Origin of the sequence: Pseudomonas sp. NFACC41-3 (assembly GCF_900109505.1) — a bacterium.
GTDB classification, from domain to species: Bacteria; Pseudomonadota; Gammaproteobacteria; order Pseudomonadales; family Pseudomonadaceae; genus Aquipseudomonas; species Aquipseudomonas chlororaphis.
The window spans coordinates 786,625-812,596 of the sequence record NZ_FOAE01000001.1 but is presented as its reverse complement, the minus strand read 5'-3'; the positions used below and the strand labels follow the sequence as shown (position 1 = coordinate 812,596).

Below are 25,972 nucleotides of genomic sequence, written 5' to 3'. Positions count from 1 at the left end.
AGGACGATATGAATTTTTTCAGCCGTATCGCAGGTCTTTTTGACCGCCCCCCCAAGGAGCAAATTGCGGGCTATTCCCTGTCAGAACTCCGAGCGGTTTTCACCGAGCCCCTTAAACACACCACTCCTGCCCTACCCCTTCCACTGCGCGCGGTTTCTCTGGAAGGCACAGGCGTACCGGCTTATTACGGGGCCTTGCTGATCGATGGAAGCGACAGGGATTCTTTCCAGGCCCTTATCGAATCCAGCTTCACCCTGGCCGACGAGCGCAGCTTCAACGACCTCCCCGTCAGGCAGTATGAAAACCTCCAAAACCACCAGCACCTGATCTGTTTTATATCCACCCGGGAATTCAACGCCGTCACGGTACGCCTGGTAACCAACAGCACTGACTTTCTCGAAGCCATTCAGCGCCAGCGTTTCGCCGTTCCGCCGCCCTGGGTAGCCTTCGAGGGTTACGACCCTGCATGGTGGGGAACGCAGTTGCAAGGTGCCCAGGGTTACTACAACGACCAGTACTTCCTGCCGTTTTTTACCGGCTTGGGCGAGACCGAGAAGCAGGCCTATTTCGCTCGCTACACTGCCAGCCAAGCGTGGGCCGCCAGCCTGATGTCAATCGGTGATGAGTGAGAGGAGCTGATGCCGCAGGCCGCGACCACCTCCCCCAACCACCTGGCCCGCTTGCCGAAAAGCGCAAGACTTCGCGCTGAAAAACCGGATAATGGCCGCCATTTCGTTTTGCTCGTTATTCGGTGTGCCCCATGGAAATCAAGGTCAACTTTCTCGACAACCTCCGACTTGAAGCCAAGTTCGATGACTTCACGGTGGTGGCCGATCAACCCATCCGCTACAAGGGCGATGGCTCGGCACCGGGTCCGTTCGACTATTTCCTGGCGTCATCGGCGTTGTGCGCGGCGTACTTCGTGAAGTTGTACTGCGACACCCGCAATATCCCCACCGATAACATTCGCCTGTCGCAGAACAACATTGTCGATCCGGAAAACCGCTACAACCAGATCTTCAAGATCCAGGTCGAGTTGCCGGCGGATATCTCCGACAAGGACCGCCAGGGCATCCTGCGCTCCATCGACCGTTGCACGGTCAAGAAAGTGGTACAGGCCGGGCCTGAGTTTGTGATCGAGGAGGTGGAAAACCTCGACGCCGATGCCCAGGCCCTGTTGATGCCGAGCGCCGAGGCGCACACCACCTACATCGCCGGCAAGGATCTGCCGCTGGAACAGACCATCGCCAACATGTCCGGCATCCTGGCCGGCCTGGGCATGAAGATCGAGATCGCTTCGTGGCGCAATATCGTGCCCAACGTGTGGTCGCTGCATATCCGCGACGCGCAGTCGCCGATGTGCTTCACCAACGGCAAGGGCGCGACCAAGGAAGGTGCCCTGGCCTCGGCCCTGGGCGAGTTCATCGAGCGCCTGAACTGCAATTTCTTCTACAACGATCAGTTCTGGGGCGAGGAGATCGCCAACGCGCCGTTCGTGCATTACCCGGACGAGCGCTGGTTCCAGCCAGGCCCCAACGACGAGCTGCCGAGCGAAATCCTCGATGCGTACTGCCGGAAGGTCTACAACCGCGAAGGCGAGCTGCGCGGTTCGCACCTGTTCGACACCAACTCCGGCAATGAAGAGCGCGGCATTGTTTCGCTGCCGTTCGTGCGCCAGTCGGACGGCGAAGTGGTGTACTTCCCGTCGAACCTGATCGAAAACCTCTACCTCAGTAACGGTATGAGCGCCGGCAACACCCTGGCTGAAGCCCAGGTGCAGTGCCTGTCGGAGATCTTCGAACGCGCCGTCAAACGCGAAATCATCGAAGGCGAATTCGCCCTGCCGGATGTACCGGCAGAAGTCTTGGCCAAATACCCGGGGATTCTCGCCGGCATCCAGGGCCTGGAAGCCCAGGGCTTTCCGGTACTGGTCAAGGATGCGTCGCTGGGCGGTGAGTTCCCGGTGATGTGCGTGACCCTGATGAACCCGCGTACCGGCGGGGTGTTCGCCTCGTTCGGCGCGCACCCAAGCATGGAAGTGGCGCTGGAACGCAGCCTCACCGAGCTGCTGCAAGGCCGCAGTTTCGAGGGCTTGAACGATTTGCCGCCGCCGACGTTCGAAGGTCAGGCGGTCACCGAGCCGAACAACTTCGTCGAGCACTTCATCGACTCCAGCGGCGTGGTGTCGTGGCGCTTCTTCAGCGCCCAGTCGGATTACGAATTCGTCGAGTGGGACTTCTCCGGCCAGGGTGAAGACTCCAACACCCAGGAAGCCGCGACCTTGTTCGGCATTCTCGAAGGCATGGGCAAAGAGTCCTACATGGCCGTGTACCAGCACCTGGGCGCCACCGCCTGCCGCATCCTGGTGCCGGACTACTCGGAAATCTACCCGGTGGAAGACCTGATCTGGGACAACACCAACAAGGCACTGTTCTTCCGCGAGGATATCCTCAACCTGCACAGCCTCAACGAGGAAGAATTGCAGGCGTTGCTCGAGCGCCTGATAGAAAGCGAACTGGACGACTACACCGATATCACCACCCTGATCGGCATCGAGTTCGACGACAACACCGCCTGGGGCCAACTGACCATCCTGGAGTTGAAGCTGCTGATCTTCCTGGCCTTGCAGCAATATGAAGAAGCCAAGGAGTGCGTGGAGATGTTCCTGCAGTACAACGACAACACCGCCGAGCGCGGCCTGTTTTACCAGGCGATGAATGCGGTGCTGGAGATGGAGCTCGACGAAGATCTGGACCTGGCGGATTACGAAGCCAATTTCCGCCGCATGTTCGGCAACGAGCGGATGGATGCGGTGATTGGCTCGGTGAATGGCGATGTGCGCTTCTATGGGCTGACGCCGACCAGCATGAAGCTGGAAGGGATCGACCGCCACCTGCGCCTGATCGACAGCTACAAGAAGCTGCACGCGGCGCGGGCCAGGGTCGCGGCACTTTCCAGCTGATGGCCAGGCCGGGGAACAGCGCCCGCCGTTGAATCGACAGGCGCTGGCCCCACAGGCATAGGAAATGGCCCGGGCGATCAGCGGGCCAACCCGCCGGACCCACCCCGCTGCCGGCTCGAACCAGCTACTTCTCAGCGACCGTCCAACCCCTTCCCTGCTAGCCCCCGGCGACACCTTCCTCCCCCGGCGCCGTATTGCCGGCAATGGAAGCCCCGAGGAAGTACAGCATCCCGCCCGCGATGATGAACAGCATCAGCATGTAGAAGATGTATTGGGGCGGCTGCGCCGCCAAGACCGCCCCGCACAATACCGGCCCCAATGCAGCGCCCAGGTTGTTCAGGTTCTGCGCCCCGTAATACATGCCCCGCAAATGGCTGGGGGCGATGTTGTCGATGAACATGTATTCGGCGGGAAACACGATAATCTCGCCGAGCGTGAAAATGACCATGGCGCCGACCCAGAACACCAGGGTGGTCGACAGGGCGAAGCCCGCCAGCCCCAGGACAAACATAACCAGCCCGCCGGCGAGCCACAGGCTCAAGTGTTGCTGGGAGATTTTCCTGCCGATGAGGTATTGCAGGCTGATCACCGTCAGGGCATTGGTCGCCACGATGCTGCTGATAATCCGGTAGGCGGTTTCGGCTGTGGTAGTCACCACCAGATACTGCGAGAGATAGGCGCTGAACTGGCCGAAGACCACGGCGCTGAGCAGCCCGCCCAGGGTAAAGCACACCAGCCGGCGATCGCTCAGCAACAGCTTGCCCACGGCCAGGAACGGCGCGCGGGGCTGGCTTGGCTCAACGCCCGCCAAGCCCCTGTCGCCCCACACGAAGTAGATAAACAAGAACCCTGCGCCCAGCCCCGCGGACAACAGAAAGGGCAGGCTGATATCCAGCCCGGCCAGCCCCGCGCCGAGAAAGGGGCCGACGGCATAACCGATATTGGTCAGCGTGTATTTGATCGAAAACACTTCGCCCCGGCCAGCGGCGGGAAGCAGGCTGCCAAAGCCCGATTTCACGGCGATATCGATGACCGCGTAGGCCAGGTTGATCGACACCAGGCACAGGTAGAACAGCCAGAGATCGCGCGCGACAAAGGTGCCGAGGAAACCCGCGGTGAATACACCACTGCAGACCAGGATCAGCCTGTAGCTGGACATCCGGTCCACCAGGAACCCGCCATACAGGCTCAACAGCGAGCCAATGATCAGCGTGCTGCCGATGACCAAACCGACATCGGCGATGCTCAAGTGGAAGTGGCCCGATAAATAAATGACCAGATAAGGCAGGGTGATCGCGCGGGCGAGGGTCAGGATCAGGGACGCTGAAAGCAGCAGGTTTACCGTGGTCGGATAGTTTCTTAGCGTGGCCAGCATCCTTGCCTCATCGTTATTGCCATTATTTTTGTCGGGTTCGCGCTGTAGCAATCGCAGGAAAGCCCGGCGCGGATCAAGCATACTGCTGAATCCAGTTCTCATTGCTGATGGTTTTTACCTGGTGTGTGGAGCCAGATTCACGAATAAGGAATGTCTATGTTTTCCTCCGAACGCTTGAAGGGTATCGATGTATTTGTCTGCGTGGCCGAATCTGGCAGCTTCACGGCCGCCGCCGAGAAAATGCACCTGACAGGCTCCGCCGTCAGTAAAAGCATCGCGCGCCTGGAGGGCCGGCTGGGCACTCGCCTGCTGCATCGGACCACGCGACGCGTGGCGTTGACCGACGCGGGAATGACCTTCTATCGCACCTGCACCGGCGTGCTGGCCGACCTGGAAGACGCCGAGCTTGCACTCAAGGCCGAAGCCAGCGAGGTCCGCGGCAGCGTTCGCATCGACCTGCCAGGGGCTTTTGGCCGCGCCCAGGTGCTGCCGATCCTGCTGCGCCTTGCCCAGGATCATCCGGCGCTGACTCCGCATATTTCCTTCTCCGACGGTTTCGTCGACCCGTTCAAGGAAGGCGTGGACATCGTTGTGCGTATTGGCGGCGCGGATGCCTGGCCCGATACGCTGGGGCAGCGTTGCCTGGCCCGCGAACGACACCTCTTCTGTGCCTCCCCCGCCTACCTGGCCAGGCAGGGCATCCCGTTGACCGAAAGCGATTTGCAGCAGCATCAGTGCATCGCTTATGGCTGGGTGGACGGACGAACCAATCCCTGGAACTTCGCCGACGACCAGGGCGCCACGACGCGCCGGCAGGTCGCCGCCCAGCTCGTGGTGGGCAATGGCGAAGGCATCGTGATGGCGGCCATGGCCGGTTGCGGTATCGCGCAGTTGCCGTCCTGGCTCATCCAGCGGCAGCTGGACGAAGGGACCTTGGTGGAGGTGCTCGCCCATCGGGCAAGCGAGGGAATGCCGATCAACCTGGCCTGGGTCAAAAGTCGTGAAACGCTGCCCAAGGTCAGGGTCCTGCTGGAGGCCCTGGTCACAGGGCTGACGCCGATAGACGACGGCGACCTGACCGCCAGCACTGCCCGCTGACAGACAAGGATCGGCCAGCGCCAGCCGCCGACCGATAGCCCCCACCCTGCCCTCAGAACTTCGTCAGCACCCCCACCCGCAGCGTCCGCCCCGGCGCCGGCATGAAGCTCTGCGCCAGCGGGTCCAGGTAGTAGCGATCGGTCAGGTTCTGCAGCGAAACATTGAGGTGGGTGTGCTCCTTCAACTTGTAGTTGAGGAACAGATCGAACAGCGCCACCTCGCGGTAGACCAGCTGCGGCGTGGTCGCACCGGTCTGCCAGTTCTCGTCGGCCTTGACCGTCGGGCCGGAGCTGTAGGTGGCGCGCCCGCCGACGGTCAGGGACTGGTCAAAGAAGCGCAGGCCCGAGGTCAGGTTCGCCGAGAAGCGTGGCGGGTTCTGGGTGTTGGAGTACGAGCCCATGAAGCTGCCCGGCGTACAGTCCGGCGTATTGCTCAAGTCCCGATAGCGATTGCTGCTGGCCCGCAGCCGCGCGGCGAAGGCCGAGTCGCAGGTTTCGGTCTTCAGGTAGTAGGTGGACGAAAAGTCCGCGAACACCCGACCCGCGTCGTAGTGCGATTGCAGCTCCAGGCCGCTGGTCTTGTAGCTGTCGGTATTGCTGAAGCGCATCTGCCCCATCAGGCCCGGGCTCGGGTCGTAGTAGCGGGTGATGTAATTCTTGATGCTGTTGTTGAAGTAGGCCAGCTTGATCGCCGCCGAGTCGTTGTCCAGCAGCAGGCCCTTGTGCATCGTGCTGGCGCCGATTTCCCAACTGCTGGAGCGCTCGGGCTTCAGGCCTTTGCCCGGCGTGGTCTGCAACACGCCCTGGCTGGTTTCGAACAGCGAGGGCATGCGCAGGCCCTGGGTGTAGGACGCATAGACGAAGGTGTCTGGCAGCACCTCGACATTGATGCCGAAGGCCGGTGCAAAGGCGCCGCCGCTGTTGCTCTGCTTGCCGGAATAGTCATAACCGCTGACCACCTCGCCCACCTGCGACGGATAGACCGTCGAGTCGGTCGCACCGAAGTCGTTGTAGCGAATGCCCTCGAACGGATAGTTGGTGTTGTTGAAGACAATGCCGTTGTTCAACCGCGGGTCGGTGGCGTCGGTGTACTGCCCGTTCTGGTCCGGGAACCACATCATGTTGCCGTAGCTGTGCGCGTTGGAGACGCTGAGGTAGCGCAAGTCGCGTTCTTCCCGACGCGCCGTCGCATGGGCGACGTGGTCCTGGGTGCGGTAGTAGGTATAACGGCCGCCGCCCCACAGGGTCAGGCTGTCGACCGGCTGGTATTCCAGCTTGCCATTCAGGCTGAACTCCTGCCGCGACCCTTCGCGCAGCATGCGGTTGGCATTGATGTCGTGCTGGGTGGTGACCACGCTTTTTTGCGGGCGCAGGTCCTCGACCTGGAACGAGCCGCCCAGGTCCAGCTTGAAATCGCCATAGTCGCTCTGCAAATGCGAGGTGTTGGCCAGGTCGCCGCCGATGCGGCGGTCGGCCTGGCGGCTCCAGCTGCGGTCCGAGCGATAGGCTTGCGAAGCCGGCGCCGCCACCGAGGTCAGCTGGCTGGTTTGCGCGTCGGTCATCCACAGGCTGGCCGTCAGGTCCACCAGCGGATTGCCGTCCGGCAGGTAGTGGTAGCGCGCGGTGTAGGTGTCGATCTTGGTATGGCCCAGGGGGTATTGGTAAATGCCGCCGGTGCCGAAACGGAAAATGTCCGACGGCATGATTTCGCCGATACGCCCGTCGTAGCGGCGGTAACCCAGGTCGAAGGTATGGCCGTCCGCCGGGCGCAGGGTGGTCTTGAGCAAGAAGGACTCAGTCTCCGAAGAGGAGTTCAGCACCTCCTCGCCGGCGTTATAGGTGGTGGCCACACTCGTCTCTTCGTCGCCGTAACGGTCATAGGTGCGATAGCGGTCCTGGCCCTTCTTGCCGGCGAAATAGTTGCCCTGGTTGCGGTGGGCGTAGGCCGCCACCACGTCGAAAAACTCATGGCTATAGGCGAACGCGGCACTGCCGGACTCGGCCTTCGAACCGAACAGGCCGCCACGGCTGCGATGCGGTTCCGAGAACAGCTCCTCGGTCATCGAATGGCTATCACGCGAGGCGGGAGCGACGCCGTTGTTCCACAGGTCGCCCTTCAAGCGCAGGCCGATGTTCTTGCCGTCCTGCAGGATGTCCTCGACGCCGAGGGTGCGCATCTTCACCGTGCCGCCGATGGCGCTGGAGGTCAGGCTCGGCCCCTTGTCGATGGCGATGTCGCTGATCAGGTCCGGGTCGATGTAGCTGCGTTGCTGGGTGCCGGCGTACCCGCGATAGACATCCAGCGCCTGTTGCGAGCCATCGACCGTCACCGCCACCCGGCTCTGGCCCTGGATGCCGCGGATGTTCACATCCAGGCCGCCGCCGTTGCGGCTGTCGCCGACCTGCACCCCAGGCTGGCCCTTGAGCACGTCGCCGACCGAGATCACGCCAAAGCGTTGCATGTCCTCGCCGGAGATGTACACCGAGGAGCGCGGCGCCGAGTACACCTCCTTCTGCTCGAGGTCTTCGCCGACGACTTTCTGCGACGGCAGCACCATATCCCCGCCCGCCCGATACAACTCGAAGCTGCCGTCAACCTGGCGCTGATAGCCCAGGCCGGTTCCCGCCAGCAACCGCGCCAGGCCCGCCTCAGTGCTGAAATCGCCTTGCAGGCCCTGGCTGCGCTTGCCTTCCGTCAGCGTGGCGCTGCCCGCCATATTGATGCCTGCCTGCACACCGAAACGCGACAGCGCCTGGTCCAGCGGGCCGGCGTCGATACTGTAGTGCTGGCGCTCGCCAGCCGCGAAAACGGCCGCGCCGCAGAGCGGCTGCAGGCTGAGGAAAAGCAGGCCAAAGGTGCGGGCACACAAGGCTCGGGCGGGGAAGATCATGCAAGGCTCCTAGGGGTTGGCACCCACCTGTCTCGGTGGGTCATACCTGAAGGCCAAGCCAGATCGAAAAAACTGCGCCCCGGGGAAAAAATATTTTCAGGCCGGCACCACAGTCACCCAGTAACGGGTTCGTCGCTCGATGCGCACCGGCAGCGTATTGGCCACCAGCGCCAACGCGGCATCGGTGTCGTCCAGCTGGAAGCTGCCGGTCACGCGCAAGGCCGCGACCGCTTCGCTGCAACGCAAAAAACCCGGGCGGTAGCGCGAGAGTTCAGCCAGCAACGTATCCAGACGCATGCGTTCGGCCGGCAAGATGCCGCGCAGCCAGGCCTGGGCCATAAACGGGTCAACGCGACTCGGCGCCGCGACGCCCTGGTTGTCGATCCGGGTTTGCCAACCGGCCTGCAGCGGCACCGGTAGCCAATGGCGCCGCGTACTGACCTGCGCCAGGCCGCGCAGCACCGTGACCTGGGTGCCCTGGCGGTCGTGGCGCACCAGCAGATTGGCGCCGCGGCCGTACAGCACCGCGTCCGGGGTCAGCAGTTGCAGCGACGCCGATTCCGCCGGCGTATCCAGCGCCAGCTCGCCCTCGACCAACTGCACACTGCGCCGCTGCGCGGTCAGCTCCAGGTTCACGGCGCTGGCGGTGTTCAGCCACAGCGAGCCACCGTCCGCCAGGGCCCAGCGCCGACGCTCGCCGATGTTCGTGCGGTAAGTCGCCAGGGCCGAACGCACCAGGGTGGAATCCGCCCCTTGCCAGGCAACCCCGCCGAACAGTCCCAGGGCGAGCAAACACTTGAGCACCTGCCGACGCCGCTGCGGATCGGCCCCGGCCGACTCCAGTGCCCGCCGCGCCGTGGCATCGGCCAACAGATTGGCCCCGGGCTGCAGCATCAGCGGCAAGCTGCTGACCCGCTGCCAGGCGTCTTCATGCTCGGCGCTCGCCTGCCGCCACTGCTGCAAGGCCTGATGCTCGACATCACTCATCAACCCGGACTGCGCGCGGACCATCCAGTCGATGGCACTGTCCCGCACCCGCGGATCAACCACGGTGCCACTCATTCAAAACGGCTCGCGTAACAGACACTGAACGCCTTGCCCATGGCCCGCTGCACCTGGGCCACGCTCAGGTTCAACCGCGCGGCGATCTGCGGGTAGGTCAAGCCGTCGAGCTGGGACAAAAAGAAAATCTGCCGCACCCGCGACGACAGCCCCACCAACAGCGAATCCAGCTGCAACAGGGTTTCGATCATCACGTGCCGCTCTTCCGGCGAAGGCTCCTCGGCCACCGGCCGCGCCGCCAGCGCTTCCAGGTAAGCCCGCTCGATCGCCTGGCGCCGCCAGCGATTGATCAGCAAGCCATTGGCAATGGTCGCGAGAAACGCCATGGGCTGGCGCAGCTCACGTACATCCTCCTGCGAGCGCATCACCCGGACAAAGGTGTCGTGGGCCAGGTCCTCGGCATCGGCACTGTGCCCCAACCGCCGATGCAACCAGCCGCGAAGCCAGCCGTGATGGTTCGCATACAACCGGGCGACGGGCGAGGCAAAGCTGTCGTCGTGCATGTCAGATCCGCATTAATGATAATGCTTCTCATTTTAGAGTTTGGCGACAGGCGTTGTACAGCACCGAGGAAATGGCTCGGGTTTTAGCAGAGCCCTGAAATGCCCTCGGCATAGCACATTTGCCCTATATGCCCCCCTCCAACGCCATGCTGAAATAAATCCCCCTATTGAGTCAGATTTAACAGGGGCCGGCCGTGCCAGATTCCCTGACTCCACGTTTTCTGACGTGCCCCGTTGAGGATCGCTGATAACCAGGGCGAAACACTATTAAGGAAGATATGCCATGAACAAAAACCACCTCTTTGCCCCCGCGTTACTGCTTCTGGCGGCTACCTTGGCCGGTTGCTCGACCAACCCCAATGTCTTGCAAATACACAAAGTCACCGCGGAAACCATCGGCCTGGCCTCCACCGACGAACTCACCATGGGCCCCGTCACCAAAGGCAAGGAAGACTTCCTCGGCGGCTCGGAACTGACCTTCAAAGCCACCACCGCCAAGGGCCGCGTCTTCAACTGCTCGACCTTCATGACCCCGGGGATCCTGCTCGATCCGCCGAAGTATTCGCGGCTTACTTGCACGAACTGAGCGGGTGGCAGCGGCTTGAAGCAAAAGGCCCCGACTTGTCGGGGCTTTTTTGTTTTAGTCGGCAAGAGAAATAACAGTTATCCGATTCAGTCGAACAACTGTTCCTAGCGTCGGTTTCATACAAGTCTGATACAGTCGGCCCCGGCAAATTTGTTGACCGGGAGTCAAGCATGGCGAAGCCAGCGGCATGCATCACACAACTATTGCAACCACCTTCCTCATGAAATCATTCTCTCGATCGCACTTGTCGCCGCTCTCTACATCGGCTTCTACGAAAAGATGGAAGACGCCGACCCAGAAAAAGTATTGTTCATCAAGAAAGCCCCGACATTTCAAATAAAATTTGAAAATATTTTCGCGTATGAGTCAGATGACAAAAATCTGAGTGAGCTAAGTGATATGGAACGGCAGTTGGTTATCCAATACTGCAAGTATCGGCTAGGTATAACTACAACCTTAAAAAGCCAGAACGAGCTTGAGGAATGCAAAAGAAAATAACTCAACCTCCGCTGCTCGCGATGCCTCCTATCCAAGTCACGACCGGGCTTGCTCTGCCCGGTCGTTGGTTGTCGAGATTAAGCGTTCAGCGCCTGAGACTTATCGCCCAGGGTACGCAACAGATCACAGCCGTCGCTGAGCAGCAGGCCGATGGCAAAGCGTATCTGGGCAATATCTTGGGCGCCGGCAGCACAGTCGAGGATTTCCAGCAGATTGCGGGCGGCGCCGATGCGTTGTTGGGCGCAGGTGTAGAGATCGGAGAGTGAGGCGTTGGCGTCCAGGTAGAGGACCGGGTGGTCGGTGTCGTTGCGGGTGAGTGGAACGAGATTGCAAATTTCTGTGCGGGTCATTGGTGAAGCTCCATGAGTATTTAAGCCCTGCCTCTGTCATCCAACCAAACAGAGAAGCTGTTGATTAATGAGGTGCTATGCACATAGTTTTTGGCCCGCGATGACCAGTCATCAGCCAGCAATGACGTGCTGAACTATAGAAGCGGTATTCGCCTGATGACAGTTTTTAGGTGACAGGCTGTTCGGTTTATCGTTTCAAAAAATATGCCGTGATCAGCTTGTGAATGGCTACTTTCGGACATAACCAGTCATTCGGTCTCTGAGAAACTAGGAGCGATTCAAAGCGGGAGGCCGAAAAAAGCGAATCCAGTACATGATCCAGCGTAACTCTATTAAAAATTATGTAGTTACAGATTATATGGCTATGCATTTTACTGCCCTGCTTTTCCCAGATTGCCGCTCTGACGCTAAGTAGGATGGCCAATATGGCCATTTAATGCTACGTATGCTTCTGCCGGATTCGGACACTCGGCGCCCAGATTGCTCTGGGCGCTTGCACCCAAACGCATGACAGGAGTTGCTAGGCATGAGGGATACCTTTCCAGTAGAACACGGTCTGTCCGCATCTGTGGCCGATGGGTTGGTCTACCGATCTGAGGGGGCGATCTCCCTCACTGATGTTCAGTACCTTGCGTTGGAGTCTGGCGTAGCGCATGGACAAAGCATGCTGGTGGTTTCCCCTACCTCCACCGGAAAGACTCAAATTGGGCTCTGGGCTATTGCTGAAGGACTACTCATTGGGAATAAAACAGTTTATCTGGTGACCCATCGCGCACTGGCCAAGCAGAAATTTGAAGACTTCAAAACGTTGTTGTTGGACAGATATCTGGAGAGCGATGGTGCTTCGATGGTTATTGCCACAGGGGACTACGTCGAAGATGCCACGGGACAGTATTCTGCGACTCCTCTAAGTGCTCCTCTGGTAATTGCTACATATGAAAAATATTTAGCGCTACTGTCGGCATCTGGGGTGCCGAAAAGCATGCAAAATACGATTGTCGTGTGCGATGAAATTCAGTTGATGGGAGACGAAAACCGCGGACAAAATGTTGAAGTCCTTTTAACACTCATGCGGAATGCGGGTTGGAAACAGTTTGTAGGATTGTCAGCAGTTTTAAAAAGCAAGGACGCCCAGGACTTAGCAAACTGGCTGCGGGTTCAGCTTATTTTCGAGCAAAAGCGCGAAAAGCATTTACGGTATGAATGTTGGATTGGCGATCAGATCTATTCAGTAAGTAGTGCGAAGCCTGATGTAATGGAATCGGACAAGAGACTGCCTACTGGAGTTAAAGCCGAAACAATTTCAGCTTTAACATATCTGCTTAAGCAAGATAGTCCACCGCTTCCAATCATAGTTTTTTGCATGAAAAAGCAAGATACTTATGATCTTGCTGAATCTTTTGTAGCTTCATACCACAAGGGTAAGCAAGGACAGCTGTCGTTAGAGTTTGATACCTTGCCTGAAACTTCAGCCAACACGATGTTGGCGAAGATACTCGATCTCCGAGTTGCGAGTCATAACGCGGATTTGACTGACGAAGAGCGAGGAGTAGTTGAACGTTACTTATCCGAAAATAAGCTGGATGTTGTATTTGCTACAAGTACTTTAGCGGCAGGTGTGAATTTCCCTCTAGGGGCTGCAGTATTTGCTAATTGGGAACGTTGGGACGGCCAGCAAAGGCAGTATGTCGCGATAGATAGTGCAGAGTTCCACAACATGTCCGGGCGGGTCGGGCGTATGGGTTTTGAACATGCAGAAGGGCGTGTAATATATTTTGGTACCGGGCCGCAACGCGCATTAGCTACAAGTTATCTATCAATAGAGCAACTTCCTGAAATCAAAGCGCGAATTGTGCCTGCTAGGTTTGGTCAGCTTTCACTGCAACTGATATCTTCAGGGTTGTGCAACAACAGAGTCGAGCTTGAAGAGCTTGTTTGCACAACTTTTAGTGCGTTAAGGGAAGAAGATAGTAACTTAACTGCATTTAAGACGTGGCCGAGTAAAGTAGGTGTTGCTCTGGCTGGGTTGATTGATGCTGGCTTCGTTGTTGAAACGTCTGGTGGGGACCTGAGCCCTACGCCAGTGGGGCGAGCGGTCGGGTTCAGTGGTTTACTACCTGAAACCGGGGTGTTTTTAATCAACTTTCTGTCTAGGAAGTCACTTTATTTGGCAGAACTAATTGGGCAGCTTGAATCGGCGGATCTCAAGTCCAGGCTAGAGATGCTTATCTTTTCCGCATGCTTATCCAGCCCTGAGTTTCGTCCGAGAAATGGAGTTAAACCTACTCGGTTCCTGCCTTATCAGTTGAAAGATCCCGTTTATGATGCGCAGCACCTCGCAGATGACCTAATGGAATCAATTTGGCAAGTTGATCCAGTACCTACTAATGCAGCATGGTTGTGCCAGAAGTGGACTAGCGGTGTTGAGATTAGGGCAATTGAGCGTGAAGTTAAATCTCTGAGTGCTGGCGCTGTAAAAGAGATGAACAGAAACCTATCCTGGGTCCTACAGGGCCTAGCTGGGATAGCTATGTCCGCCGCCGATAAGCGCGTGCCGCCAGTTCTTCGTCCGCCACAATTAAGAGTGGATGATACTTTGTTGCGCGCTATATCTAAGTTGACGCGCTACATTCGAAGATTAGCATACAGAGTCCAAGAGGGATTGCCGGACGACATTCTCTGGATGACAGGGGTATCTGCGGCGGGTAATGCTTTAAAGCTGTATAGGCATGAAATGTTGCTCTTGAAGCAGCATGGAGTCACAACGCCGCAATTGCTTATGCTTGGCAGTCCTGAGGCGAACTCAGCAAGAATTTTAGCTTTTGTAAAATCTAAGCCTAATGCTCAAGCTAAAGCAAATTGGGTACGAGACGCTTGTCGAGATTGGAAAGTTGACCAGCGAAAGCGAATATCTGTGAGGCATCTAAAACGAGCTAGCAGATGCGATAGCAAGGCTCTAATTGAGAACTATTACGAGGCAAAAGGTGATGCGTTTGAAGTGGCGTTCGAACAGGTTCTTTTACAGCTAGGTGTAGCGTTTGAGAAATTAGATGACAAGACTAAAACTGGTGCGCCCGACTATTTAGTCAAATTCTTCGATTCGCCTTCTGTTGTGGTCGAGCTAAAATCGAAAGAGGGAGATAAGCTTGTCGATTACAATAAAGCAGTAGAGGTTTTAGCGGCCTCCGAAATACATGGCTTTAGAGATTGTTTTTGCGTAACTCTTTGCCATCCCGGAGTAGATCCGAGTGTGCCACAACAAATTGCATTCTGTGGCCGATTAAGCGTAGTTGAAAGCGGGGATTTGGGTGAGGCTCTATTGCGATTGTGCGAGGGAAGCCTAACACAACAGCAAGTATGGCAGTGGCTCTGCACTCCTGGGCAAGCCGTCGCAGAAGACCTACCATTTCGTTTGTATACTTGATTAGTTTCTAAGAGAAATTTGTGAGACCTATAGTCCTGCTATTTCTAGTAGGGCTGAAGGCTTTGTATCTAGTACTTAGGCGATCTTGATGACGTTAAAAATTGTGATGAGTCGCCCATGGTTTCGTGGACATTTCCGACTGACTGCTTATGGCCGGAAGCGGACGCCCCTCAACCAAGCAGATATCTACATTACTCGCCAGTATTCAAAAACCGAGAGATCGCTCAAAAGCGCCCCGTAAAATCACAGCAGTGATAAGCGGCGATCAATAGCCGCTCATGACAAGAGAGAGTTTCAGGAACTGCTCGACTCAGAAGTTCGCCGGCGTATTCGCACTAATAATCTCCGCCTCATCCGCCCCAATATTCCGAAACTTATGCGGCAGCGTAGTCGGAAAATAATACCCATCCCCCGGATTCAACACGCTCACCTGCCCATCCACCGTCAATTCCACGGTGCCGCGAGTGACAAGGCCGCACTCCTCCCCTTCCGCATGCACGATCGGCTCGTCGCCGGAGCTGGCGCCGGGGGCGTATTGTTCGCGCAGAAAGCGCATCTGGCGGGTTGGCAGGGCGGCGCCGATCAGCAGCAGGCGGGCGCCGTCGCGGCCGAGGTCGGGTTGTTCGTTGGCGCGGAAGACGTATTGGTGTTCACGCGGGGGCTGGTCGAAGGTGAAGAAGTCGGCCAGGGACATGGGAATGCCTTCGAGCAGCTTTTTCAAGGAGCTGACGGAGGGGCTGACGCGGTTCTGTTCGATCAGGGAGATGGTGGCGTTGGTCACGCCGCTGCGTCGGGCCAGCTCGCGCTGGGACAGTTTGTAGCTTTCGCGAACGAGTTTGAGTCGAGTGCCCGTGTCCATAGCAGCCTTGTGTGAGGTGTACGTGAGGGTATTGCGCGTTGGAGTGCGGCCGGGGACTTTTAGTTGCGAAATTCGCCGATCCAGTGGCCCCGGAACCTGAAAGGCGGCTATTAAATCACGTTTGTGGGTGGAGCTGTAGCGGTGGGCGACGCGGGTGACCGGCCTTGCCGTGGGTGGTGCCAGGCGTTGAAAACCGGCGGTATTTTTTCCGGTGCTGGAAGGGCCTGCGGCCCTTATCGCAGCCTGCGCCAGCGGCTACAGGTGAAGCGGTTGCGGCGGCGAATTCGGCTGGAAAAAAGCCCGCGCGAGCGCGGGCAAACGCAGGAACAGGTTCGCGATCAGATACCGAAACGATCGCGCAGCGCGTAGTACGCCGCGCCCATGGCGGTCAGCGGGGCCTGGAAGGTGCGGCCGCCGATCATCGGCATGTGCGGCAGCGAGGCGAAGGCGTCGAAGCGTTCGGCGTCGCCGCGGATCATTTCGGCGATCAGCTTGCCGGCCAGGTGCGAGCAGGTGACGCCGTGGCCGCTGTAGCCCTGCATGTAGTAGGCGTTCTTTTCGATGCGGCCGAATTGCGGCATGCGCGACATGGTCAACAGGAAGTTGCCGGTCCAGCGGTAATCGATCTTCACGTCCTTGAGCTGGGGGAAGGTCTTGAGGATCTTCGGCCGGATCAGTTGCTCGATGTCGTTGGGCTCGCGGGCGCCGTAGACCACGCCGCCGCCGTACAGCAGGCGGTTGTCGGCGGTGAGGCGGTAGTAGTCCAGCAGGTAGTTGCAATCTTCGACGCAGTAGTTGTTGCGGATCAGGCTGCGGGCCATTTGTGCAGGCAGCGGTTCGGTGACCACGATCTGCGAGCCGCACGGCATGCTCTTGCGGGTCACCCGTGGGTCGAGGTCCTGCTGCAGGTAGGCGTTGCCGGCGATCAGCAGGTACTTGGCACGCACCACGCCCTTGGCGGTGCGCACGATGTTCGGTTCGCCGTAGGTGATTTCCAGCGCCGCCGACTGCTCGAAGATCTTGCCGCCCAGGCCGATGATGGCGCTGGCTTCGCCCAGGGCCAGGTTCAGCGGGTGAATGTGCCCGCCCTGCATGTCCAGCAGGCCGCCGACGTAGGCGTCGGAACCGACTTCCCGGGCGATCTGCGCCTGGTCCAGCAGCTTCAGGTTGTGGTTGCCGTAGCGTTCCCAGCTGGCCTTCTGTTCGGCCAGGCCCTTGAGCTGCTTGTTGTTCATGGCGGCGAAGATCCCGCCCGAGCGGTAGTCGCACTGGATGTCGTAGTGCTGGATACGCTGGCGAATGATGTCGGCGCCTTCGAAGATCATGCTGCCCAGCACTTCGGCGCTTTTTTCGCCGTAGCGCGACTCGATCACGTCGACGTCGCGGCTGTAGGAGTTGACCAGTTGCCCGCCGTTGCGCCCGCTGGCGCCGAAGCCGACCTTGGCCGCTTCGAGCACGGTGACGCTGTAGCCCGCCTCGGCGAGGAACAGCGCCGAGGACAGGCCGGTGTAGCCGGCGCCGATCACGCAGACGTCGCAGTCCAGCTGTTCTTCCAGCACCGGAAAGTCGCTGGTCGGGTTGCGGGTCGCGGCGTAGTAGCTGTTTACGTAGGTTTGCATTATCGAATTCCCCAGCAGGTGCGGGTCGTAGCCCGCCCCGCCGTTGTTATAGGTAGTCGTCTTAACGACAACTGTCTGCGCGTCGATCATGCTGCGTTAAAAACAGGCTCGGAATGCTCATGTAGGCCCCTACAGTCGAACGCGACCCCGGCCGTTCCTCGCCTGTTTTTGCCTTGCCTGATCGCCGCTCGACGAGTTTTCGTAAAGCGCCTAGAGCTTGATCCAGGTCGCTTTCAGCTCGGTGTACTTGTCGAAGGCATGCAGCGATTTGTCGCGACCATTGCCCGACTGTTTGAAGCCGCCGAACGGCGCGGTCATGTCGCCGCCGTCGTACTGGTTGACCCATACGCTGCCGGCGCGCAGGCCACGGGCGAAGCGGTGGGCGCGGCTGAGGTTGCTGGTCCAGACCCCGGCGGCGAGGCCGAAGATGCTGTCATTGGCGATCGTCAGCGCCTCTTCCTCGGTGTCGAAGCTGATCACCGACAGCACCGGGCCGAAGATCTCTTCGCGGGCGATGGTCATGGCGTTGGTCACGCCGTCGAAAATGGTCGGCTCGACATACAGGCCGCCGGTGCTTTCCAACGTCCGCGCACCGCCCGCCAGCAGTTGACCGCCCTGCTCCTTGCCGATGCTGATGTAGCGCAGCACGTTCTCCAGCTGACGCTGATCCACCAGCGCGCCGACGCGGGTCGCAGGGTCCAGGGCATGCCCGGGTTTCCAGGCCTTGAGGGCCTCCACCAGCAGCGGAATAAATTGCTCGCGGATCGAGCGCTCCACCAACAGGCGCGAACCGGCGGTGCAGACTTCGCCCTGGTTGAAGGCGATGGCGCTGGCCGCCGCTTCTGCCGCGGCGCGCAGGTCCGGCGCGTCGGCGAACACCACGTTGGGGCTCTTGCCGCCCGCCTCCAGCCACACCCGCTTCATGTTGCTCTGCCCGGAATACACCAGCAGTTGCTTGCCCACCGCGGTGGAACCGGTGAAGGCCAGCACGTCCACGTCCATATGCAGGGCCAGGGCCTTGCCCACGGTGTGGCCGTAGCCCGGCAGCACGTTGAACACACCCTTGGGGATACCGGCATCCAGCGCCAGCTGGGCGATGCGGATCGCGGTCAGCGGCGACTTTTCCGAAGGCTTGAGGATGAACGAGTTGCCCGCCGCCAGGGCCGGGGCGAATTTCCAGCTGGCCATGATCAGCGGGAAGTTCCACGGCACGATGGCCGCCACCACGCCGGAGGCTTCGCGAGTCACCAGGCCCAGTTGATCGTGGGGCGTGGCCGCGACTTCGTCGTAGATCTTGTCGATGGCCTCGGCGCTCCAGCGGATCGCGTTGGCGGTGGCCGGTACGTCGATGCTCAGGGAATCGCCGATGGGCTTGCCCATGTCCAGGGTTTCCAGGAGCGCCAGTTCATCCTGGTGCTCGAGGATCAAATCGGCGAAGCGGATCAGCACGCGCTTGCGCTCGGCCGGGGCCTTGCGCGACCACACGCCGGACTCGAACGCCTGGCGTGCCACCTGCACCGCCCGGTTGGCGTCGGCCTCGTCGGTGCTGGCGACGTTGGCCAAAAAACGCCCGTCCACCGGGCTGATGCACTCGAAGGTGGCCGCGCTGGCGGCGTGGCAATACTGGCCGTCGATAAAGGCGCGACCTTCGAGGGTCAAGGACTGGAAGCGCTGCTCCCAGTCGCTGCGGGATTTAGTCATGGCAAATACTCAACGCAGGAAAAGGAACGGCCGTCAGACCGTGTGCAGGTACCAGTTGTATTCGAGGTCGGAGATCGAGTTTTCGAACTCGGCCAGCTCGCTTTCCTTACAGGCGACGAACACGTCGATGTACATCGGGTCGATGTACTTGGCCATCACCTCGCTGTCGTCGAGCACGCGCAGGGCGTCGCGCAGGTTGCTCGGCAGGCTCTGCTCGTTCTGCTCGTAGGAGTTGCCTTCCACCGGCGCGCCGGGCTCGATCTTGTTGGTCAGGCCGTGGTGAATACCAGCCAGTACCGAAGCCATCAGCAGGTAGGGGTTGGCGTCGGCGCCGGCGACACGATGCTCGATGCGCACCGCATCCGCCGAACCGGTCGGCACGCGCACGGCCACGGTGCGGTTGTCGATGCCCCAGCTCGGCGAGTTCGGCACGTAGAACTGCGCGCCGAAGCGGCGGTAGGAGTTGACGTTCGGGCAGAGGAACGCCATCTGCGCCGGCAGGGTTTCCAGCACGCCGCCAATGGCGTGGCGCAGGGCGTCGTTGGTTTCCGGGTCGTCGCTGGCGAAGATGTTGTTGCCTTGCTTGTCGAGAATCGAGATGTGCACGTGCAGCCCGTTGCCGGCCTGGCCCGGGTACGGCTTGGCCATGAAGGTGGTGTCCATCTCATGGTCGTAGGCGATGTTCTTCACCAGGCGCTTGAGCAGCACCGCGTAGTCGCAGGCTTTGATCGGATCGGAGACGTGGTGCAGGTTGACCTCGAACTGCGCCGGGGCACTTTCCTTGACGATGGCGTCGGCGGGGATGCCCTGCTCTTTCGCGCCTTCGAGGATGTCTTGCAGGCAGTCGACGTATTCGTCCAGGTCGTCGATCAGGTAGACCTGGGTCGACTGCGGACGCTTGCCGGAAATCGGCGAACGCGGCGACTGCGGGCGACCGTTCACGTTGTCCTGGTCGATCAGGTAGAACTCCAGCTCGAAGGCGGCGCAGATGGTCAGGCCCAACTGATCAAACTTACTGACAACTTGCCGCAGCACTTCGCGCGGGTCGGCGAAGAACGGCTGGCCTTCGATCTCGTGCATGGTCATCAGCAGTTGCGCGGTCGGGCGCTTCTGCCAGGGCTCGACGCTGAGGGTGCCGGGGATCGGGTAGCAGATGCGGTCGGCGTCGCCGATGTCCAGGCCCAGGCCGGTGCTTTCCACGGTGGAGCCGTTGATGTCCAGGGCGAACAGCGAGGCCGGCAGGTTGATGCCCTTCTCGTACACCTTGTGCAGGGCGGTACGTTCGATGCGCTTGCCGCGCACCACGCCGTTCATGTCTGCAATCAGCAGGTCGACGTAGAGGATCTCGGGATGGTTCTTCAGGAAGGCGTTGGCTTCGTTGAGCTGAACGGCACGCAGTGGGACCGACATGATGCACCTATGTGTTAATTATTATGTTCAAAGCGATTTCGTGGCAGCAGTCAATCCGAAAGGGAAAGTGAAGTCAATAGCGAACAGAGGGGCCTAATCGTTAAATATTTTGCCCTATATGGCCGATCAAGCTGGCAATAGACGTGCAGAAACCGAATATCCGACGAACTGCGTTTAGAATTTTTTACACGAAAGTTGTTAATTAAAATCAACGAGGATAAGCTCTCGAAAAACTCGTTCCAGCGTGAATTTCGAGGTGATAAAAATGGCATTCAAGCCATTGATCGGCGTTACTGCGTGCGTCAAAGAGATCGGGCTGCACCCCTACCACGTCAGCGGCGACAAGTACTTGCGTGCTGTCAGCAGCGCGGCCGAGGGCCTGCCCCTGATCATTCCTTCCCTGGCGGACCTCATCGATACCGAGGCTCTGCTGCAGAACCTGGACGGCCTGCTGTTCACCGGCTCGCCGTCGAATGTGGAGCCCTTCCACTATCAGGGCCCGGCCAGCGAACCGGGCACCGCCCACGATCCCCAGCGCGATGCCACCACCCTGCCCCTGCTGCGCGCGGCGATTGCCGCCGGCGTGCCGGTGCTGGGCATCTGCCGCGGCTTCCAGGAAATGAACGTGGCCTTCGGCGGCAGCCTGCACCAGAAGGTGCATGAGTTGCCGGGCTACCTCGATCACCGCGAAGCCGACCACCCGGACCTGGCCGTGCAATATGCCCCCGCCCATGCCGTCAGGGTGCAAGCGGGCGGCGTGTTCCAGGCCCTGGACCTGCCCCAGGAATTCCAGGTCAACTCGATCCACAGCCAGGGCATCGACCGCCTGGCCCCCGGCCTGCGCGCCGAGGCGCTGGCACCGGACGGGCTGATCGAAGCGGTGTCGGTGGAACACAGCACGGCCTTTGCCCTGGGCGTGCAGTGGCATCCGGAATGGCAGGTGCTGTCGAACCCGGTCTACCTGCGGATCTTCCAGGCCTTCGGCGATGCCTGCCGGCAACGGGCGGCGCAGCGCAACGGCCACTGATCAAAAGCTTCACCCACGAAATTGACTGCCACGCCCCCGGCCGGCGGCGGCGCGCCTTTGTGCGCCCGCCCCGGGCCGTGGGGCGGTTCAAGCCACACCCAGCACTACGAGAACCTGCTTTTAACAACAAGAACCAGCGTCAGGCCGCCAGGACGGCAGCGCCGAATAAACCCGCCACCGCGGGTTTGTCATCCATCTATTAAGCCGGGCCGTTTTGGCCCGACGACTGACATCTGTTGGGAGTTCCACATGGCAAACGCCTCCAGCACGTACAGAAAGGCTCTGGAAGGTCACCCGCAACCGCAGAAGGTGCTGGTGAGAGTCGACCGCGTGACCAAGAAGTTCGATGAAACCGTGGCCGTGGATGATGTGTCCCTGGACATTCACCAGGGCGAGATCTTCGCCCTGCTCGGTGGCTCGGGTTCCGGCAAGTCCACCCTGCTGCGCATGCTGGCGGGCTTCGAGCGGCCGACGGAGGGGCGTATCTACCTGGACGGCGTGGACATCACCGACATGCCGCCCTATGAGCGGCCGATCAACATGATGTTCCAGTCCTATGCCTTGTTCCCGCACATGACCGTGGCGCAGAACATCGCCTTCGGCCTCAAGCAGGACCGCCTGCCGGCCAGCGAGATCGACGCACGGGTGGAAGAGATGCTGCGCCTGGTGCACATGACCCAGTACGCCAGGCGCAAGCCGCACCAACTGTCCGGCGGCCAGCGCCAGCGCGTGGCCCTGGCCCGCTCCCTGGCCAAGCGGCCGAAGCTGCTACTGCTCGACGAGCCGATGGGCGCCCTGGATAAAAAGCTGCGCTCGCAAATGCAGCTGGAACTGGTGGAGATCATCGAGCGGGTCGGCGTGACCTGCGTGATGGTGACCCACGACCAGGAAGAGGCCATGACCATGGCCCAGCGCATCGCGATCATGCACCTGGGCTGGATCGCCCAGATCGGCAGCCCGATCGACATCTACGAAGCCCCGGTCAGCCGCATGGTCTGCGAGTTCATCGGCAACGTGAACGCCTTCGACGGCACCGTCATCGAAGACCTGGAAGGCCACGCGGTGATCCACTGCCCGGAGCTGGAACAGCAGATCTACGTCGGCCATGGCGTCAGCACCTCGGTGCAGGACAAGTCGGTGACCTACGCCATCCGCCCGGAAAAGATGCTGGTCAGCACCAGCCAACCCGAGCACCGCTACAACTGGTCCCGGGGCAAGGTGCATGACATCGCCTACCTCGGCGGGCATTCGGTGTTCTACGTCGAACTGCCCGGCGGCAAGATCGTCCAGTCGTTCATGGCCAACGCCGAACGCCGCGGCGCGCGGCCGACCTGGGACGACCAGGTGTACGTCTGGTGGGAAGACGACAGCGGCGTGGTACTGCGCGCATGAATACCTCCAGCATGACTCTCAATCAGCGTTTGTCCCGTGTGCTGCCCAGCGGTCGCAAGCTGGTGATCGGCATTCCATTCCTCTGGCTGTTCCTGTTCTTCATGCTGCCGTTTTTCCTGGTAATGAAGATCAGCTTCTCGGAAGCGGCCCTGGCCATTCCGCCCTACTCGGAGATCTACAGCTTCGCCGAACAGAAATTCCAGCTGCTGCTCAATGTCGGCAACTACGCGTTGCTGGTGGGTGACGAGCTGTACATCTCGGCCTACCTCGGCTCGCTGAAGGTCGCCCTGCTCAGCACCCTGATGTGCCTGGTGATCGGCTTCCCCATGGCCTACGCGATCACCAAGGCCAACAAGGAAACCCAGAACGTCTTGCTGCTGCTGATCATGATGCCGACTTGGACCGCGATCCTGATCCGCGTCTACGCCTGGATGGGCATCCTCAGCAACAACGGTTTGCTCAACGGTTTCCTGATGTGGAGCGGCCTGACCTCGGAGCCGATCGAGATCCTCAACACCAATACCGCGGTCTATATAGGGGTGGTGTACGCGTATTTGCCGTTCATGGTGCTGCCGCTGTACGCCAACCTGGTCAAGCACGACCAGAGCCTGCTGGAAGCCGCGTCGGACCTGGGTTCGAGCAACTTCAACAACTTCTGGAAAATCACCGTGCCCTTGGCCAAGAACGGCATCATTGCCGGTTGCATGTTGGTGTTCATTCCTGTGGTCGGCGAGTTCGTGATCCCGGAACTGCTCGGCGGTCCGGAAACCCTGATGATCGGCCGCGTGCTGTGGCAGGAGTTCTTCAACAACCGTGACTGGCCGGTGGCCTCCGCCCTGGCGGTGGTGATGCTGGCGATCCTGATTATTCCGATCCTGCTGTTCAACCGCAGCCAGGCCAAAGAGATGGAGGGACGGGCATGAAACGTTTTGGATTTTCCAGCCTGATGCTGGTGCTCGGCCTGGTGTTCATTTACCTGCCGATGCTGATCCTGGTGATCTACTCGTTCAACGCCTCCAAGCTGGTGACGGTCTGGGGCGGCTGGTCGGTGAAGTGGTACGTCGGCCTGCTGGATAACCAGCAGTTGATGGGCTCGGTGGTGCGCTCCCTGGAGATCGCCTGCTACACCGCGATCGCCGCGGTGGCCCTGGGCACCCTGGCGGCTTTTGTGCTGACCCGGGTCACCCGCTTCAAGGGCCGCACCCTGTTCGGCGGCCTGGTCACTGCGCCGCTGGTGATGCCGGAAGTGATCACCGGCCTGTCGCTGCTGCTGTTGTTCGTGGCCATGGCGCAACTGATCGGCTGGCCGCAGGAACGTGGCATCGTCACCATCTGGATCGCCCACACCACATTCTGTGCCGCCTATGTGGCCGTGGTAGTCTCCGCGCGCTTGCGTGAGTTGGACCTGTCCATCGAAGAGGCGGCCATGGACCTGGGGGCGCGGCCGTGGAAGGTGTTTTTCCTGATCACCATCCCGATGATCGCTCCGTCGTTGGCGGCGGGCGGCATGATGTCCTTCGCCTTGTCCCTGGACGACCTGGTACTGGCGAGCTTCGTCTCCGGCCCGGGTTCCACCACCCTGCCGATGGAAGTGTTCTCGGCGGTGCGCCTCGGCGTGAAGCCGGAGATCAACGCGGTGGCCAGTCTGATCCTGCTGGCGGTGTCGCTGGTGACCTTCCTGGTCTGGTACTTCGGCCGCCGCGCCGAAGCAGCCCGCAAGCGGGCGATCCAGGAAGCCATGGACTACACCGCCAACGAAGCCTGGCAGCCAGCGGCCGCCAGCAAACCTGCTGCACCAGCGCCTGCGACGGCCTAGGCCATCGCGTTCACGACACACGGCAGCGCCTGGATCGCGAGCAAGCTCGCTCCTACAGACATGCACCGTCCCTGTAGGAGCCAGCTTGCTGGCGATGGCGCCCACCCTGACACAGCGCATTGCGAATGCAGCAATTCTGCACAATAAGAAATGGAGTTGTAGTGATGAAAATGCTTGGCAGGACTCTGCTAACACTGTCCTTGATGGGCGCGATGGTGACCGGCGCTCAAGCCAGCGACAAGGAGCTGCGGGTCTACAACTGGTCGGACTATATCGCCCCGGACACCCTGAAAAAGTTCGAGGCCGAGACCGGCATCCACGTCATCTACGATGTCTTCGACAGCAACGAAACCCTGGAAGCGCGCCTGCTCACCGGCAAGTCCGGCTATGACATCGTGGTCCCGTCCAACAGCTTTTTGGCCAAGCAGATCAAGGCCGGGGTCTACCAGGCACTGGACAAGTCGCGGCTGCCGAACTGGAAGAACCTCAACCCGGTGCTGCTGCAGAACGCCGCCGCCAGCGACCCGGACAACGCCCACGCCTTCCCGTACATGTGGGGCTCGATCGGCATCGGCTACAACCCGGACAAGGTCAAGGCGGTGCTCGGTAGCGACGCGCCGACCAACTCCTGGGACCTGCTGTTCAAGCCGCAGAACGCCGAGAAGCTCAAGGCCTGCGGCATCAGCTTCCTCGACTCGCCGACGGAAATGCTCCCCGCCGCCCTGCACTACCTGGGCTACCCGGTGACCAGCAAGGACAAGGCGCAGATCCTCGAGGCCGAGGCGCTGTTCATGAAGATCCGTCCTTCGGTGACCTACTTCCATTCCTCCAAGTACATCTCCGACCTGGCCAACGGCAACATCTGCGTGGCCGTGGGTTACTCCGGCGACGTGCTGCAGGCCCGCTCGCGCGCCGAAGAGGCCGGTAACAAGGAGAAGGTCGCCTTCAGCATTCCCAAGGAAGGCGCCGGCAGCTTCTACGACATGATGGCCATGCCCAAGGACGCGGCCAACGTCGACAACGCCTACCTGTTCATGAACTTCCTGATGCGCCCGGACATCATCGCCGAGGTCACCAACAGCCTCGGCTACAGCAACGCCAACGCCGCCGCCACGCCGCTGGTGGACGAAGCCATCCGCAACGACCCGGCCTCGTACCCGCCGCAGGCCGTGCTCGCCACCCTGTACGCGGTGCCCGACCAGCCGATCGCCATCCAGCGCGTGATGAACCGCGGCTGGACGCGGATCAAGCTCGGCAAATGACAGCCCGCGCCCGCTCGGTAATCGCGGCGGGCGCCGCAGCCCTCTTCCGTCGCGCCTTACCACCGCGACACCCCTGCGAACGGGCTCGCCTGGCTCCCTCGGTTCAGGTGACTCCTTGGCGTCCTCCTCGGGCGCCTT

General features: G+C 60.2%; 19 protein-coding genes. 10 read left to right on the top strand and 9 right to left on the bottom strand.

The features are described 5' to 3' along the window. Positions 1-8: 8 nt before the first annotated feature. Both BMY68_RS03720 and BMY68_RS03715 read left to right on the top strand, forming a co-directional pair. On the top strand, positions 9-629 hold the full coding sequence (locus tag BMY68_RS03720; RefSeq protein WP_085530451.1) for a hypothetical protein: 621 nt from the start codon (positions 9-11) through the stop codon (positions 627-629). A gap of 131 nt (positions 630-760) precedes the next feature. Further along, on the top strand, positions 761-2,962 hold the full coding sequence (locus tag BMY68_RS03715; RefSeq protein ID WP_085530450.1) for an OsmC domain/YcaO domain-containing protein: 2,202 nt from the start codon (positions 761-763) through the stop codon (positions 2,960-2,962). A gap of 157 nt (positions 2,963-3,119) precedes the next feature. Here BMY68_RS03715 and BMY68_RS03710 read toward each other — a convergent pair whose 3' ends face one another. Then, positions 3,120-4,337 carry an MFS transporter gene (locus BMY68_RS03710; RefSeq protein ID WP_085530449.1) on the bottom strand — a complete coding sequence of 406 codons (1,218 nt, stop codon included), beginning with the start codon at positions 4,335-4,337 and terminating at the stop codon, positions 3,120-3,122. Between the two features lie 156 nt (positions 4,338-4,493). Between BMY68_RS03710 and BMY68_RS03705 the strand changes: the two genes are divergently transcribed. Further along, positions 4,494-5,435, top strand: a complete 942-nt coding sequence (locus BMY68_RS03705) for a LysR family transcriptional regulator (protein ID WP_085530448.1) — start codon at positions 4,494-4,496, stop codon at positions 5,433-5,435. A 52-nt stretch (positions 5,436-5,487) separates the two neighbouring features. On the opposite strand, the gene BMY68_RS03700 is transcribed toward BMY68_RS03705, so the two are convergent. The 3 genes from BMY68_RS03700 to BMY68_RS03690 form a co-directional block, all read right to left on the bottom strand. Further along, on the bottom strand, positions 5,488-8,325 hold the full coding sequence (locus tag BMY68_RS03700) for a TonB-dependent receptor (RefSeq protein ID WP_085530447.1): 2,838 nt from the start codon (positions 8,323-8,325) through the stop codon (positions 5,488-5,490). A 96-nt stretch (positions 8,326-8,421) separates the two neighbouring features. Next, on the bottom strand, positions 8,422-9,387 hold the full coding sequence (locus tag BMY68_RS03695) for a FecR domain-containing protein (RefSeq protein ID WP_085530446.1): 966 nt from the start codon (positions 9,385-9,387) through the stop codon (positions 8,422-8,424). Beyond that, positions 9,384-9,890 carry a sigma-70 family RNA polymerase sigma factor gene (locus BMY68_RS03690; protein WP_009043211.1) on the bottom strand — a complete coding sequence of 169 codons (507 nt, stop codon included), beginning with the start codon at positions 9,888-9,890 and terminating at the stop codon, positions 9,384-9,386. The genes BMY68_RS03695 and BMY68_RS03690 overlap by 4 nt, the downstream gene beginning before the upstream one ends. Before the next feature lie 283 nt (positions 9,891-10,173). Between BMY68_RS03690 and BMY68_RS03685 the strand changes: the two genes are divergently transcribed. Continuing rightward, complete coding sequence (locus BMY68_RS03685) at positions 10,174-10,476, top strand: hypothetical protein (protein WP_085530445.1); 303 nt, start codon at positions 10,174-10,176, stop codon at positions 10,474-10,476. A 575-nt stretch (positions 10,477-11,051) separates the two neighbouring features. Here the strand turns inward: BMY68_RS03685 and BMY68_RS03675 are convergent. After that, a complete protein-coding gene (locus tag BMY68_RS03675; protein ID WP_085530444.1) occupies positions 11,052-11,324 on the bottom strand; it encodes a hypothetical protein in 273 nt (90 codons plus the stop codon). 526 nt (positions 11,325-11,850) lie between these two features. On the opposite strand from BMY68_RS03675, the gene BMY68_RS29965 reads away from it, so the two are divergent. Next, positions 11,851-14,748, top strand: coding sequence for a DEAD/DEAH box helicase (locus BMY68_RS29965; protein WP_085530443.1), 2,898 nt, complete (start codon positions 11,851-11,853; stop codon positions 14,746-14,748). Positions 14,749-15,058: 310 nt separating this feature from the next. On the opposite strand, the gene BMY68_RS03665 is transcribed toward BMY68_RS29965, so the two are convergent. The 4 genes from BMY68_RS03665 to BMY68_RS03650 all read right to left on the bottom strand — a co-directional run bounded on the left by BMY68_RS03665 (position 15,059) and on the right by BMY68_RS03650 (position 20,337). After that, positions 15,059-15,607 (bottom strand): cupin domain-containing protein, encoded by a 549-nt coding sequence (locus tag BMY68_RS03665; protein ID WP_085530442.1) that lies wholly within the window; start codon positions 15,605-15,607, stop codon positions 15,059-15,061. 338 nt (positions 15,608-15,945) lie between these two features. After that, positions 15,946-17,226, bottom strand: a complete 1,281-nt coding sequence (locus tag BMY68_RS03660) for an NAD(P)/FAD-dependent oxidoreductase (RefSeq protein ID WP_175534804.1) — start codon at positions 17,224-17,226, stop codon at positions 15,946-15,948. Positions 17,227-17,436: 210 nt separating this feature from the next. After that, entirely contained in the window at positions 17,437-18,927 is a 1,491-nt protein-coding gene (locus BMY68_RS03655; RefSeq protein WP_085530441.1) for an aldehyde dehydrogenase, read from the bottom strand. Positions 18,928-18,960: 33 nt separating this feature from the next. Next, positions 18,961-20,337: a glutamine synthetase family protein gene (locus tag BMY68_RS03650; protein WP_062822834.1), complete on the bottom strand. Its 1,377-nt coding sequence runs from the start codon at positions 20,335-20,337 to the stop codon at positions 18,961-18,963. Between the two features lie 265 nt (positions 20,338-20,602). On the opposite strand from BMY68_RS03650, the gene BMY68_RS03645 reads away from it, so the two are divergent. The 5 genes from BMY68_RS03645 (at position 20,603) to BMY68_RS03625 (ending at position 25,834) form a co-directional block, all read left to right on the top strand. Next, on the top strand, positions 20,603-21,364 hold the full coding sequence (locus BMY68_RS03645; RefSeq protein ID WP_085530440.1) for a gamma-glutamyl-gamma-aminobutyrate hydrolase family protein: 762 nt from the start codon (positions 20,603-20,605) through the stop codon (positions 21,362-21,364). Positions 21,365-21,613: 249 nt separating this feature from the next. Beyond that, a complete protein-coding gene (gene potA / locus BMY68_RS03640) occupies positions 21,614-22,756 on the top strand; it encodes an ABC transporter ATP-binding protein (protein WP_062822835.1) in 1,143 nt (380 codons plus the stop codon). Positions 22,757-22,797: 41 nt separating this feature from the next. Continuing rightward, entirely contained in the window at positions 22,798-23,679 is an 882-nt protein-coding gene (locus tag BMY68_RS03635; RefSeq protein WP_162270021.1) for an ABC transporter permease subunit, read from the top strand. Continuing rightward, positions 23,676-24,572, top strand: coding sequence for an ABC transporter permease subunit (locus tag BMY68_RS03630; protein ID WP_009043201.1), 897 nt, complete (start codon positions 23,676-23,678; stop codon positions 24,570-24,572). Before BMY68_RS03635 ends, BMY68_RS03630 begins: the two co-directional genes overlap by 4 nt. A 164-nt stretch (positions 24,573-24,736) precedes the next feature. Then, a complete protein-coding gene (locus BMY68_RS03625) occupies positions 24,737-25,834 on the top strand; it encodes a polyamine ABC transporter substrate-binding protein (RefSeq protein ID WP_062822838.1) in 1,098 nt (365 codons plus the stop codon). Positions 25,835-25,972 lie beyond the last annotated feature (138 nt).

Coding starts and splice junctions, on each gene's coding strand:
- BMY68_RS03720 (WP_085530451.1), top strand. CDS start 9: ATGAATTTTTTCAGCCGTATCGCAGGTCTTTTTGACCGCCCCCCCAAG.
- BMY68_RS03715 (WP_085530450.1), top strand. CDS start 761: ATGGAAATCAAGGTCAACTTTCTCGACAACCTCCGACTTGAAGCCAAG.
- BMY68_RS03710 (WP_085530449.1), bottom strand. CDS start 4,337: ATGCTGGCCACGCTAAGAAACTATCCGACCACGGTAAACCTGCTGCTT.
- BMY68_RS03705 (WP_085530448.1), top strand. CDS start 4,494: ATGTTTTCCTCCGAACGCTTGAAGGGTATCGATGTATTTGTCTGCGTG.
- BMY68_RS03700 (WP_085530447.1), bottom strand. CDS start 8,325: ATGATCTTCCCCGCCCGAGCCTTGTGTGCCCGCACCTTTGGCCTGCTT.
- BMY68_RS03695 (WP_085530446.1), bottom strand. CDS start 9,387: ATGAGTGGCACCGTGGTTGATCCGCGGGTGCGGGACAGTGCCATCGAC.
- BMY68_RS03690 (WP_009043211.1), bottom strand. CDS start 9,890: ATGCACGACGACAGCTTTGCCTCGCCCGTCGCCCGGTTGTATGCGAAC.
- BMY68_RS03685 (WP_085530445.1), top strand. CDS start 10,174: ATGAACAAAAACCACCTCTTTGCCCCCGCGTTACTGCTTCTGGCGGCT.
- BMY68_RS03675 (WP_085530444.1), bottom strand. CDS start 11,324: ATGACCCGCACAGAAATTTGCAATCTCGTTCCACTCACCCGCAACGAC.
- BMY68_RS29965 (WP_085530443.1), top strand. CDS start 11,851: ATGAGGGATACCTTTCCAGTAGAACACGGTCTGTCCGCATCTGTGGCC.
- BMY68_RS03665 (WP_085530442.1), bottom strand. CDS start 15,607: ATGGACACGGGCACTCGACTCAAACTCGTTCGCGAAAGCTACAAACTG.
- BMY68_RS03660 (WP_175534804.1), bottom strand. CDS start 17,226: ATGCAAACCTACGTAAACAGCTACTACGCCGCGACCCGCAACCCGACC.
- BMY68_RS03655 (WP_085530441.1), bottom strand. CDS start 18,927: ATGACTAAATCCCGCAGCGACTGGGAGCAGCGCTTCCAGTCCTTGACC.
- BMY68_RS03650 (WP_062822834.1), bottom strand. CDS start 20,337: ATGTCGGTCCCACTGCGTGCCGTTCAGCTCAACGAAGCCAACGCCTTC.
- BMY68_RS03645 (WP_085530440.1), top strand. CDS start 20,603: ATGGCATTCAAGCCATTGATCGGCGTTACTGCGTGCGTCAAAGAGATC.
- potA (WP_062822835.1), top strand. CDS start 21,614: ATGGCAAACGCCTCCAGCACGTACAGAAAGGCTCTGGAAGGTCACCCG.
- BMY68_RS03630 (WP_009043201.1), top strand. CDS start 23,676: ATGAAACGTTTTGGATTTTCCAGCCTGATGCTGGTGCTCGGCCTGGTG.
- BMY68_RS03625 (WP_062822838.1), top strand. CDS start 24,737: ATGAAAATGCTTGGCAGGACTCTGCTAACACTGTCCTTGATGGGCGCG.